The 12,778-nt window shown below is 49.7% G+C and carries 10 protein-coding genes; 5 read left to right on the forward strand and 5 right to left on the reverse strand.

All coding sequences use genetic code 11. The annotated features are described in order from the left end of the window. The first annotated feature begins 86 nt into the window (after positions 1–86). From HMPREF9446_RS12320 to HMPREF9446_RS12330, 3 genes are all read left to right on the forward strand, one after another. Positions 87–1,193: an efflux RND transporter periplasmic adaptor subunit gene (locus tag HMPREF9446_RS12320; protein WP_039969419.1), complete on the forward strand. Its 1,107-nt coding sequence runs from the start codon at positions 87–89 to the stop codon at positions 1,191–1,193. 37 nt (positions 1,194–1,230) lie between these two features. Continuing rightward, the gene (locus HMPREF9446_RS12325; RefSeq protein WP_009126005.1) at positions 1,231–4,410 is read left to right on the forward strand and encodes an efflux RND transporter permease subunit; all 3,180 of its coding nucleotides are present in this window, start codon (positions 1,231–1,233) and stop codon (positions 4,408–4,410) included. A gap of 106 nt (positions 4,411–4,516) precedes the next feature. Further along, positions 4,517–5,923: a TolC family protein gene (locus tag HMPREF9446_RS12330; RefSeq protein WP_009126006.1), complete on the forward strand. Its 1,407-nt coding sequence runs from the start codon at positions 4,517–4,519 to the stop codon at positions 5,921–5,923. Positions 5,924–6,069: 146 nt separating this feature from the next. Here HMPREF9446_RS12330 and HMPREF9446_RS12335 read toward each other — a convergent pair whose 3' ends face one another. Then, on the reverse strand, positions 6,070–7,566 hold the full coding sequence (locus HMPREF9446_RS12335; RefSeq protein WP_009126007.1) for an acetyl-CoA hydrolase/transferase family protein: 1,497 nt from the start codon (positions 7,564–7,566) through the stop codon (positions 6,070–6,072). A gap of 36 nt (positions 7,567–7,602) precedes the next feature. Continuing rightward, positions 7,603–8,016 (reverse strand): hypothetical protein, encoded by a 414-nt coding sequence (locus HMPREF9446_RS12340; RefSeq protein WP_009126008.1) that lies wholly within the window; start codon positions 8,014–8,016, stop codon positions 7,603–7,605. Positions 8,017–8,424: 408 nt separating this feature from the next. On the opposite strand from HMPREF9446_RS12340, the gene miaB reads away from it, so the two are divergent. Next, positions 8,425–9,801, forward strand: coding sequence for a tRNA (N6-isopentenyl adenosine(37)-C2)-methylthiotransferase MiaB (gene miaB, locus HMPREF9446_RS12345; protein WP_009126010.1), 1,377 nt, complete (start codon positions 8,425–8,427; stop codon positions 9,799–9,801). 84 nt (positions 9,802–9,885) lie between these two features. On the opposite strand, the gene HMPREF9446_RS12350 is transcribed toward miaB, so the two are convergent. Together HMPREF9446_RS12350 and HMPREF9446_RS12355 are read right to left on the reverse strand one after the other, a co-directional pair. Beyond that, positions 9,886–10,473, reverse strand: a complete 588-nt coding sequence (locus HMPREF9446_RS12350; RefSeq protein WP_009126011.1) for a hypothetical protein — start codon at positions 10,471–10,473, stop codon at positions 9,886–9,888. A gap of 41 nt (positions 10,474–10,514) precedes the next feature. Further along, positions 10,515–10,961: a hypothetical protein gene (locus HMPREF9446_RS12355; RefSeq protein WP_009126012.1), complete on the reverse strand. Its 447-nt coding sequence runs from the start codon at positions 10,959–10,961 to the stop codon at positions 10,515–10,517. 250 nt (positions 10,962–11,211) lie between these two features. Here HMPREF9446_RS12355 and HMPREF9446_RS12360 point away from each other — a divergent pair, with 250 nt between their 5' ends. Then, positions 11,212–12,252 (forward strand): IS4 family transposase, encoded by a 1,041-nt coding sequence (locus HMPREF9446_RS12360; protein WP_009126013.1) that lies wholly within the window; start codon positions 11,212–11,214, stop codon positions 12,250–12,252. 71 nt (positions 12,253–12,323) lie between these two features. Here HMPREF9446_RS12360 and HMPREF9446_RS12365 read toward each other — a convergent pair. After that, positions 12,324–12,778: helix-turn-helix transcriptional regulator (locus HMPREF9446_RS12365; RefSeq protein WP_009126014.1), on the reverse strand; the 455-nt coding region annotated here is incomplete at its 5' end.

A 12,778-nucleotide genomic window follows, 5' to 3' on the forward strand; every position in this document is an offset into this window, starting at 1 on the left:
TCCTTGGAGTATAATTGGTCATTATGACGTTGTTCCTTTCTTCTACTTTTGCCATCGGTTTTAACAAAAAGACAATGAGAAAAAGTATGATTACATTGAACAAGAAATGGATACGGCTGATAGGGATTGTCGGTTGTACAATGTGTTTGGCATCTTGCAAGCAGGCATCGGATGCTTCTGGAATGAAACCTTCTTATGCTACTATGAAGGTGGAGGCGACGGATAAGGAGCTTTCCACTTCGTACTCGGCGACGATACGCGGACGGCAGGACATAGATATTTATCCGCAAGTGTCGGGTACCATCGAGAAACTGTGTGTGACCGAGGGGCAGAAGGTGCGCCGGGGACAACTGCTTTTCATCATCGACCAGGTTCCCTACAAGGCTGCACTCAAAACGGCCGTTGCCAATGTGGAAGCGGCACGTGCCGCACTGGCTACTGCCGAACTGACTTATAACAGCAACAAGGAACTGTATGCGCAGAAAGTGGTTTCGGAATTCAGCCTGAAGACTGCCGAAAACAGCTACCTTACCGCCAAGGCACAACTCTCGCAGGCCGAAGCCCAGGAGGTAAACGCACGCAACAACCTCTCCTATACGGAAGTGAAAAGTCCCAGCGACGGTGTGGTGGGAGCGTTGCCCTACCGTGCAGGGGCATTGGTCAGCCCCAGCTTGCCGCAACCGCTGACAACGGTCAGTGACAACAGCGACATGTACGTTTACTTTTCCATGACCGAGAACCAGTTGCTCGCCCTGACACGCCAGTACGGCAGCATGGACGAGGCGCTGAAGAACATGCCGGCGGCAGAGCTGCGTCTGAACGACAATTCCGTCTACGACAAGAAAGGTACCATCGAGTCCATCAGTGGTGTCATCGACCGCCAGACGGGTACGGTAGTGGCACGCGTGGTCTTCCCCAACGAATCGCGCCTGCTCCACAGCGGGGCATCGGGCACGGTGGTGGTGCCTGCCACGTATAAGAACTGCATTGTGATTCCGCAAGAAGCCACCGTACAGTTGCAGGACAAGACGTTGGTATATAAGGTAGTGGATGGCAAGGCCGTCTCTACCTTGATTACCGTGGCAGGAATAAATGACGGACGCGAATACGTGGTGCTGGACGGACTGAAAGTGGGTGACGAGATTGTTTCCACAGGTGCCGGACTGCTGCGCGAAGGGACGCAAGTGAAATGATGATCGCTATTTTATCAACTATCAATGACCCATTAAGATGAAAGGAAACATATTTATAAAACGGCCGGTGATGGCTATCTCCATCTCCGTACTGATTCTGGTGATAGGGCTCATTTCGCTCTTTACGCTGCCGGTGGAACAATATCCTGACATTGCGCCTCCTACGGTATATGTCAGTGCCAACTACACCGGCGCCGATGCCGAAGCCGTACTGAACAGTGTCATCATGCCGTTGGAGGAGAGCATCAACGGTGTGGAGAACATGATGTACATCAGCTCTACCGCCACCAATGCCGGTTCCGCGACCATACAAGTTTATTTCAAGCAGGGCACGGACCCCGACATGGCTGCGGTGAATGTACAGAACCGCGTATCCAAGGCGCAGGGATTGCTGCCTGCCGAAGTGACGAAAATCGGTGTGACTACCCAGAAGCGGCAGACCAGCTTCCTGCAAATCGGCGCTTTGGTGAGCACCGACGGGCGCTACGACCAGACGTTCCTTGCCAATTACCTCGACATCAACGTGATTCCGCAAATCAAGCGTATCGAAGGTGTGGGTGACGTAATGGAATTGGGTGATACCTACAGTATGCGTATCTGGCTGAAACCGGAACGGATGGCGCAGTATGGACTGGTCCCTTCGGATGTGACTGCCGTATTGGGCGAGCAGAACATCGAAGCGCCTACCGGTTCGCTGGGCGAGAATTCAAAGAACGTGTTCCAGTTTACGATGAAGTATCGCGGACGTCTGAAGAGTGTGGAGGAATTCCAGAACACGGTGGTACGGTCGCAGAGCGACGGTTCCGTGCTCCGTCTGAAGGACGTGGCGGATGTGGAGCTGGGTACGCTGACCTATAGTTTCCGCAGTGAGATGGACAGCAAGCCGGCGGTGCTTTTCATGATGTTCCAGACGGCGGGCTCCAACGCAACCGCCGTCAACAAGGAGATTACGGCACAGATAAAGGAGATGGAGAAAAGCCTGCCCGAAGGGACGGAATTTGTGACGATGATGAGTTCCAACGACTTCCTCTTCGCTTCCATACACAATGTGGTGGAGACACTGGTCATTGCCATTATCCTGGTAATCCTGGTGGTGTATTTCTTCCTGCAGGACTTCAAGAGTACGCTCATACCCTCCATTTCCATTATCGTGTCGCTGGTCGGCACGTTTGCCTGCCTGGTGGCTGCGGGGTTCAGCCTCAATATCCTGACGCTGTTTGCGCTGGTGCTTGCCATCGGTACGGTGGTGGACGATGCCATCGTGGTGGTGGAGGCGGTGCAGTCCAAGTTCGATGCCGGATACAAGTCCCCCTACCTTGCCACGAAGGATGCGATGGGCGATGTGACGATGGCCATCATCTCTTGTACCTGCGTGTTCATGGCGGTGTTTATCCCCGTGACGTTTATGGGCGGTACTTCGGGCGTGTTCTATACGCAGTTCGGTGTCACGATGGCAACGGCGGTGGGCATCTCCATGATTTCGGCATTGACGCTTTGCCCTGCCTTGTGTGCCATCATGATGCGCCCGTCGGACGGCACGAAGAGTGCGAAGAGCATCAACGGACGGGTGCGTGCGGCATACAATGCTTCGTTCAACGCCGTGCTGGGCAAATATAAGAAAGGTGTGATGTTCTTCATCCACCACCGCTGGATGGTGTGGACTTCATTGGCGGCTACCGTCGTATTGCTGGTTTACCTGATGAGCACCACCAAGACGGGACTTGTGCCGCAGGAGGACCAGGGTGTCATCATGGTGAACGTCAGCACGTCTCCGGGAAGCACGCTGGAAGAAACCACGAAGGTGATGAACAAGTTGGAGGACATCCTGAAAAACACTCCCGAGATAGAACACTATTCCAAGGTGGCGGGATACGGACTGATGTCCGGACAGGGCACTTCCTATGGTACCATCATCATCCGTCTGAAGGACTGGGGCGAGCGGAAGGGGAGCGAACACACGTCCGACGCTGTGGTGGCCCGCCTCAATGCCCAGTTCTACGGTGTGAAGGAGGCACAGATATTCAGCTTCCAGCCGGGTATGATTCCGGGCTACGGTATGGGTAACTCCCTTGAGCTGAACCTCCAGGACAGGACGGGCGGTGATATGGCAACGTTCTACGGGGCGGTGATGCAGTTTCTGGGTGCGTTGAACCAGCGTCCCGAAGTGGCTATGGCGTATACCTCTTATGCCATGAACTTCCCGCAGGTATCGGTCGATGTGGATGCAGCCAAGTGCAAGCGTGCGGGCATCTCGCCGAATGCGGTGCTCGATGCGTTGGGCAGCTATTGCGGCGGTGCCTATATCTCCAACTACAACCAGTTTGGCAAGGTGTACCGCGTCATGATGCAGGCATCGCCCGAATATCGTCTGGACGAGCAGGCACTGGGCAACATGTTTGTGCGCAACGGTACGGAGATGGCTCCGGTAAGCCAGTTCGTGACGTTGAACAAGGTGCTTGGCCCGGAGACGGCGAACCGTTTCAATCTGTACAGTGCCATTACCGCCAATGTGAACCCCGCCGAAGGATATTCGTCCGGCGAAGTACAGAAAGTGATTGCGGAAGTGGCGGAACAGACGTTGCCGCTGGGGTACGGTTACGAGTACGGAGGCATGGCACGTGAGGAAGCCAGCACGGGCGGTGCGCAGACGGTCTTTATTTATGCCATCTGTATCTTCCTTATCTATCTCATCCTGGCATGTCTCTACGAGAGCTTCTTGATACCGTTTGCGGTCATCTTCTCCGTACCGTTCGGGCTGATGGGTTCGTTCCTTTTTGCCAAGGTTCTGGGATTGGAGAACAACATTTACTTGCAGACGGGTGTGATTATGCTGATTGGCCTGCTTGCCAAGACGGCCATCTTGATTACGGAGTATGCCATCGAGCGGCGCCGCAAGGGAATGGGCATTGTGGAATCGGCCTACTCGGCTGCCCAGGTCCGCCTGCGTCCTATCCTGATGACGGTGCTGACGATGATATTCGGTATGCTTCCGCTGATGTTCTCGAGCGGTGCGGGCGCCAACGGTAACTCCTCGCTGGGTACGGGTGTAGTAGGCGGTATGCTTATCGGAACGCTGGCGCTGCTTTTCGTCGTTCCGGTGTTCTACATCATCTTCGAGTACTTGCAGGAGAAGATCCGTCCGCCAATGGAGGAAGAAGCCGATGTGCAGGTATTGCTTGAAAAGCAGAAGAGTGAGGCAGAACGGGCGAAAGATTGAGTCTCAAATAGTGAAACGATTCGTTTCTAAAAACGAAACAAATGGTTTTCCCTGCATGAACGGACGGTTTCGTGCAGAGGAAACGGAATAAAAACAGATTGGAACAATGAAGAAACATATCATCCTATTGTCCGCCGCCGGTTTGCTGCTCAGCAGCTGCGGCGTGTACACCCAATATAAACCCGCTACCGAGGTCCCCGATGGCCTCTACGGGGAAGAAACGGCAGCTTTTACGGAGAGTCCCGACGGTTCTCCGGCTGCCTCCGGAGACAGCTTGAACCTTGGTTTGGGCGGCATGGACTGGCACGAACTTTTTACCGACCCTCACTTGCAGGCACTTATTGAGCAGGGGTTGCAGAACAATACCGACTACCAGTCGGCACAGCTCCGTGTGGAAGAAGCTGAAGCTGCATTGCTGTCCGCAAAGCTTGCTTTCCTGCCCTCTTTTGCCCTCGCGCCGCAGGGCACGGTGAGCAGCTTTGACAGCCACAAGGCTACGCAGACCTATTCGCTGCCCGTCACAGCCAGTTGGGAGTTGGATATTTTCGGTCGTATGCGCAACGCCAAGAAGCAGTCGAAGGCGCTTTATGCACAGAGCCGGGACTATCACCAGGCGGTGCGTACCCAGCTCATAACCGGAATAGCCAATACCTATTATACCTTGCTGATGCTGGACGAACAACTTGCCATCTCCAAGCAGACGGAAGAGACTTGGAAGGAAACCGTTGCTTCTACCCGTGCGCTGATGAATGCGGGCCTGGCGAATGAGTCGGCAGTTTCGCAGATGGAAGCTGCCTACTACCAGGTGCAGGCTTCTGTACTCGATTTGGAGGAACAGATAAATCAAGTGGAGAACAGCCTTGCTCTGCTGTTGGCAGAGACACCCCGCCATTACGAGCGCGGTGTGCTGGCAGAGCAACAGTTCCCCGCGGACTTTTCCATAGGGATTCCTGTTCAGATGCTTTCCTGTCGTCCTGATGTCCGTTCGGCCGAACGGACGCTGGAAGCGGCGTTCTACGGCACCAATGCGGCGCGTTCCGCCTTTTATCCCTCCATCACGCTGAGCGGGAGTGCGGGTTGGACCAATTCCGCCGGTTCGATGATTGTGAATCCCGGTAAGTTCGTGGCTTCGGCAATAGGCTCGCTGACGCAGCCGCTTTTTGCCCGCGGGCAGCTCATTGCACAGTACCGCATAGCCCGTGCCCAGCAGGAAGAGGCCTCCCTTGCCTTCCAGCAGACATTGCTGAATGCAGGCAGCGAAGTGAATGATGCCTTGACTGCTTGGCAGACAAGCCGTTCCAAAAGTGAGCTGCTGGACAAGCAAGTGGCTTCCTTGCAGACGGCCGCCCGCAGCACTTCCCTGCTGATGGAGCATGGCAACACCACCTATCTGGAGGTGCTTACCGCCCGGCAGACCTTGCTCAGTGCGCAACTGTCGCAGACAGCCAACCGATTTTCTGAAATACAAAGCTTGATTAACCTCTACAAGGCGTTAGGGGGAGGTCAGGAATAGAGTGTCATCATACTCTCTCTCTGCATCTTCACTTTACATGTGAAGGAAGGGCTGCCCGGGAAGTGATTCCAGGGCAGCCCGTTTTTGGTTTTGTATGGTGAATAGAGATTCAGTTCACCACAGATTGCAAAGTTTTTTCTATTCTTTTATTTATACTGTGCCCAGTCCACATTCTTCATGTCTCCGCTCTTGGCGAGTTCGGCATGCATGGCCAGTGAGGCACGCAGGGCGTGGGGAGTCTGTGACTTGCCGTCGGTCAGTTTCAGGTAATCCCACAGAATGTTTTTGTAGTCCGGATGGACGCAATTTTCGATGATGGCTTGGGCACGTTCTTTCGGACTCTTGCCGCGGAGGTCGGCCACACCTTGTTCGGTGATGATGATATTGACGTCGTGTTCTGTGTGGTCCATGTGCGAAACCATCGGTACGATAGCCGAGATTTTACCTTCCTTGGCAACGGACGGGCAAGTGAAGATGGAGATATAGGCATTGCGGGTGAAGTCACCGCTTCCACCGATGCCGTTCATCATCTTGGTGCCGCCGATGTGCGTGGAATTCACGTTGCCGTAGATGTCGGCTTCGATGGCGGTATTGATGGAGATAACTCCCAGACGACGTACAATTTCCGGACTGTTGGAGATTTCTGACGGGCGGAGCACCAGCTTGTCGCGGAAGAAGTCCATATCATTGTAGATACCTTCCAGGCAGTCGTTTGTTACGGTCAGTGAACAGGCACTGCCGAATTTCACGCGACCTTCACGAATCAGTCCGATAACGGAATTCTGGATAACTTCTGTGTACATTTCGAAAGCGGGGATGGTCTTGTCACGTCCCAGGGCGCCCAGCACGGCATTGGCGATGTTACCCACACCGGATTGCAGCGGCAGGAAGGTGGGAGGGATGATTCCGCGCTTCATGTCGGCAGCAAGGAAGTCGGCCACGTTCTGTCCGATTTTGTCGGTCAGCGGGTCAGCGTCGGCAAACGAGCGTGCTTCGTCGGGCCAGTTGGTCTCTACCACACCTACAATCTTTTTCGGATCTACCTGGATATAGGGCAGTCCGATGCGGTCACTCGGCTTGTAGATGGGAATTTCGCGGCGGTAAGGAGGGTCGAGGGGCTCGTAAACGTCATGCAGGCCCATGGCGCTCTTGCTGTGTGCGGCGTTCAGTTCCACGATAATCCGGTCGGCCAGGCGGCAGACAGTCGGGGCGATACCGCCGGCTGCCGTCAGGTAGATTTTACCGTCGGGGGTCACTTCGCAGGCTTCGATGATGGCAACATTCACTTTTCCCATGAAACCGTAACGTACTTCTTGTGCCATCTGTGAAAGATGGATGTCGTTGTAGGCTATTTCACCGTTGTTCACGGCTTTGCGGAAATCGGCGTTGGTAGTATAAGGAGCACGGTAACGGATGGCTTTGGCGCGTGAAAGGATGCCGTCGCAGGAATCTCCGGTAGAAGCACCGGTGAAGATGCCTATCTGGAACGGGTTCCCTTTCGCATGCTCTGCTTCCGCGATTTTTGCTAATTCAGCCGTAACGGCCTTGGCTGTTCCTGCGGGGGTAAATCCGCTCAAGCCGATGTTATAACCATGTTTGATGAGGCTCGCAGCTTCTGCTGCCGAAATGTAATTGAGTGCCATAATATAAATAGTTATTTTTTCGTGTAAAGATTCATTTCAATATTTCCGTTGGAGTATTTCCGACCAGATAATGGCCCGCCGTGCCTCTTCTGCCGAATGAATGCTGTATTCGGATGTTCCGTTGAATTCCGGTGTTTCAGCTATCGGAGGGGAGGGGTTGGTTTGCACGGGAGTATATGAAGAGGTTGCAGATTTTTTAGGGTTAGACTTGGCAGGACGGACAAAGATTCCTTCAACTGGCTGTTCTGTTGTTCTGGGGCCTTCGGGTATGTATCCGCCATAAGTGTCTTCCTGTTCGGGATAGGGGGGACAGGTGTCATCGTCCATGTTTGTACTGGGCAGCATGAAAGGTTTGCCTTCAGTGTCTTTTCTGGCTTCTTTTTTGAACTGTCTGACAAGTCCGATGACCATTACAGCTGCAACTAACAGAAATTTAAAGACGTCTTCCATATCTTCTTTATATTTTTAACTTTTATAATCGGATTTCCCGGACTGTTCCGTTTTTGCTTTCGGGCAAAGTAACTAATAAATCTGATTACAACCAAGAATTTGGGTACTAAAAAAGGGCAGCTTCACAGCTCCCCTTAATTTTTTTAACCTAAACCTTAACTATGAAAAAATCTAATGTTTCTTTCATTTCACAAATGTGGGAATTTATTCCGTCTATGCCAAATTAACACTCAGAAAATGTTTAGTTTGTTAACATTAATTAGTATAGGTTCCTCAGACTAACGGTTTTAGATGGTATTTTTCTTTTATTTCATCCGTTTTTACGGATGAAGCCGTATCTTTGCAGGGATAATTGTTCCTTTTTCTTTATTCTGAGAAGAGAAAAGAACCTAATATAGAAAAATAATTATGGAAAAAGTAACGGGAGCAGACTTTAAATCTGCAACTGCGGATGACAACAAGAAGTTGTTCATCGAAACTTATGGCTGCCAGATGAACGTGGCAGATAGTGAAGTAATTGCTTCTGTCATGCAGATGGCGGGTTATTCGGTAGCCGGGACACTGGAAGAAGCGGATGCGGTATTTATGAATACCTGTTCCATCCGTGACAACGCCGAGCAGAAGATTCTGAATCGTCTTGAATTCTTCCACTCGCTTAAGAAGAAAAAACGCCGTCTCATTGTCGGTGTGCTGGGGTGTATGGCCGAGCGTGTAAAAGATGATTTGATAACGAACCATCACGTTGATCTTGTGGTAGGTCCGGATGCCTATCTGACCTTACCGGAGTTGATCGCTGCCGTTGAGGCCGGTGAAAAAGCGATGAATGTGGAACTCTCCACTACAGAAACCTATCGGGATGTCATCCCTTCGCGTATTTGCGGAAATCATATCTCCGGATTTGTCTCCATTATGCGCGGGTGCAATAATTTCTGTACTTACTGCATTGTGCCTTATACCCGTGGACGGGAGCGTAGCCGCGATGTGGAGAGTATCCTTAACGAAGTGGCCGACTTGGCTCAGAAAGGTTACAAGGAGGTCACCCTCTTGGGACAGAATGTCAATTCCTACCGTTTTGAGAAGCCGGACGGGGCGGTGGTGACTTTCCCGATGTTGCTTCGTACGGTGGCCGAGGCTGCGCCGGGCATGCGTGTCCGTTTCACTACTTCGCATCCCAAGGATATGAGCGATGAGACTTTGCAGGTAATTGCCGATATGCCCAATGTGTGCAAGCATATCCACCTGCCTGTACAAAGTGGGAGCAGCCGCATCCTCAAGCTTATGAACCGCCGATATACCCGTGAGTGGTACTTGGAGCGCGTGGCGGCTATCCGCCGTATCATTCCTGATTGCGGACTTTCTACCGATATCTTCTCCGGCTTCCACTCGGAGACGGAAGAAGACCATCAACTGTCCCTTTCCTTGATGGAAGAATGCGGTTATGATGCTGCTTTCATGTTCAAATATTCAGAACGTCCGGGTACGTATGCTTCCAAGCATCTGCCGGATGATGTGCCGGAGGAGGTGAAGATTCGCCGTTTGAATGAAATCATTGCCCTCCAGAACCGTCTTTCTGCCGAGGCGAATGCCCGTTGTGTGGGGCGGACGTATGAAGTACTGGTAGAAGGAGTCAGCAAGCGCAGCCGTGACCAGTTGTTTGGCCGTACGGAACAGAACCGCGTGGTGGTCTTTGACCGTGGTACGCATCGTGTGGGTGATTTTGTTACCGTAAAGGTCACAGAGTCCAGTTCGGCAACGCTGAAAGGGGAAGAGGTCTTGAAGCCTTGATATAGAAAAACTATATAAATTAACCTATCATTGTGCACTGACCGGCAGAATGATAGGTTAATTTGTTTTATGCCCTTGTTGCCTTTAGAATGGTATCCATAAAGACAAGTTGTATTCTCTGAACCTTCCGGACTTCAGACAGTCTGTCTTCAGGCTGTTCAGCAGTCCGTGCTTGTAGCTCAGTCCCACTTCGAACGCTTTGAAACGGTAGGCTATTCTTCCTATTACCGGGACATCGAACTTCCGGCTGTTTCCACCGTTTTGACTGAAATACCAGGTCGGCTGTATTCCTGCGCCTATGCTCAAGCCTTTGCAGAGGGTATAGTTTGCCGTGCCGGTAGCAAAGGCGGAGAACCTTTTGGCGCTTGCATCCACTGTGGCCGGTTCGCCCGGCGCTTTCCCGAACGTGTAGTCGTAGAATTTCACTCCCAATCCTGCCTCCAGGTCGTAGAAGAAAGGCGATGCTTTGGCTGCATGAAGTCTGAGCTTGTAGCCTAAGGAGAGGTTGTATCTGTAGCCTACGTCGTAGGAACCGCCTGCTCCTGCGGCGGACGGGTTCAGTTTGGTCTTGATGTTTCCAATACCGCCTTCGGCGATGATTCCCGATTCAGTCTGGCCTTGTGCGCTGAGCGAAAGCAGGCAAAGGGTGATAAATAGCATTACATGTTTCATAATAATTGTAGCTTTAGTATTGGGAAATTAAGTCTTCTGGTTTATAGATTTACTCTAAAGAAATATTTGGTACTGCCACACTCTGCTCCAAATCCTTGAAACTTTACAGAACATAATCCTTGAAATGGAACCGGTTGTCCATTCAGAAATACTCTTGTATAGTTCCCTTTTTCTATATTCAAAATGAATACATTTTCTTCATGTGGAAGCATGGTTTCGATAGTAGTATATACAATATGATTGTATTTGTCTTTGATGGTCAGCTTTGCTTCTTCCAACAAAACTCCTGAATATATATAGAAGATGTTTTGATTGTGCAGGATGAAGGGGATGTTGCCTATTAGGGAGCGCTCTTCTTCATCCCATTTGATTTTGTTGTCTGTTGTGAAATGTTCTGTTAATGTAATGATTTTCTTTTTTGCATGTAAAGATGAGGCTGGTAGGCAGCATAAAATAGTAATTGCTGCAATGAATAAGGTTCCTTTCATAACGTATTGTATTTTAGAATTTTTGGCAAAGATATGGTGCTTTATTACAAACTTCCTAAAAATACGGTACGCAAATAGTACGCAACTACATATTGCGTACTATGCGCTTTATAGTACGCAATCACTAGTGGGCACTTTAAATTAAATATCGTTCTTTGAAATCTTTGATAATCGCATAGTTATGTATCTTTTTGAAGCGTGACGATTTGAATTGAAAAGTTGTTTTAGCTTTGCCCAAAAGCTCAAAACAATGAATCAAGGCAAATATATCTTCGCTCAACTTACAGATTTTCTTCCCCGTCGTATCTTTGATCGTTTGGTAGAGAAGTATTCCGGGAATAAGAAAATCAGAACATTCACCTGTTGGAATCAGATGCTGTGCATGATCTTCGGACAACTGACCGCCCGAGACAGCATGCTTGACCTTATGCTCAGCCTTGAGGCACACAAGAACAAGTACTATCACTTGGGATTCGGTGCAACAGTTAGCCGTACCAATCCGGGGAAAGCAAACCGGAATAGAGATTATCGTATCTACGAAGAATTTGCTTATACCCTGATTGCGGAAGCCCGTAATAGCTGCAACAAAAATGACTTCGAGGTGAAAGTTGACGGTAATGTTTATGCCTTTGATTCCTCCACCATAGACCTTTGTCTGAATGTTTTTTGGTGGGCGGAATTTAGGAAACACAAAGGAGGCATTAAACTTCATACCTTGTATGATGTAAAGACTTCCATACCGACAATCGTACTGGTAACCAATGCTAAAGTACATGACGTAAACATGCTGGATGAGTTGAGTTATGAAAAGGGAAGTTTCTATATCATGGATAAAGGATATGTTGACTTCCCCCGTTTGCATAAGCTTCACACCTGTGGTGCTTACTTCGTTACACGTGCAAAGGATAATATGAGATTCCGTAGAATGTATTCCCGTGAAGTCGATAAAACAACCGGAATAAAATGTGACCAGATTGGAATGCTTGAAACGTATAAATCGCTCAAAGCATATCCGGATAAACTCCGGCGGGTTAAATACTACGATGAAGAACCGGACAGAGAATTTGTGTTCATCACCAACAACATGGAACTCTCAGCAGAGGAAATTTCTTTGCTATACAAGAACCGTTGGCAGGTGGAACTGAAAGTCAACCGTCCAATCTACGAAATTCTACAAATTTTGAGCTTTTCTCTACTGGATAAAACACCTGTAAGAGAGATATTTACTGATTGCGATTACAAAAATGTCAAAGAACTAAATTATAAACAATTGAAAATCAGCTGGGACTAAGTGCCCAGCAGTGGTACGCAATATGCAGAAAGGTGGAGTTGACTTTAAAAGTCTTGTATGAAGTTATCCCATTACTCTGTACTTCCTTCCTCATTGAAGAATTTTTTATACAAGCGCTTGCGGATAGAGCTAATGGCTTGCTTGCTACGTGTAGCTATAGTAGCTATTTGCAGGGGAGATAGATTGATTTTGAGCAGAAGGCATACTTTCAACTCAATATCTGTTATCGGATAAAGCTCTTGTAGCCGTTGGCTGAACTGGTTGTAAGTCTCGTCTATTGCTTGATTCAGTGTCTGCCAATCGGTATTGTTTATTTTGACTTCCTCTTCCTCTTTCTCTTCCTCTTTCTCTTCCTCTTCTCCTTTCAGCACGCTATGAAATTTTTTATAAATCTCAGATTGTTTTAGCTTAGCTTCTGCTTGGTCTTGTACTTTTTGTCTGGCTTCAATCTGTTCACTATTTTTTTCAATAAGCTTTTTCTGTGCATTAAGCAAACCTGTTGGCGGAATTAATTTAGTGCATACTT

It is taken from the genome of Bacteroides fluxus YIT 12057 (assembly GCF_000195635.1).
Classification (GTDB): Bacteria; Bacteroidota; Bacteroidia; order Bacteroidales; family Bacteroidaceae; genus Bacteroides; species Bacteroides fluxus.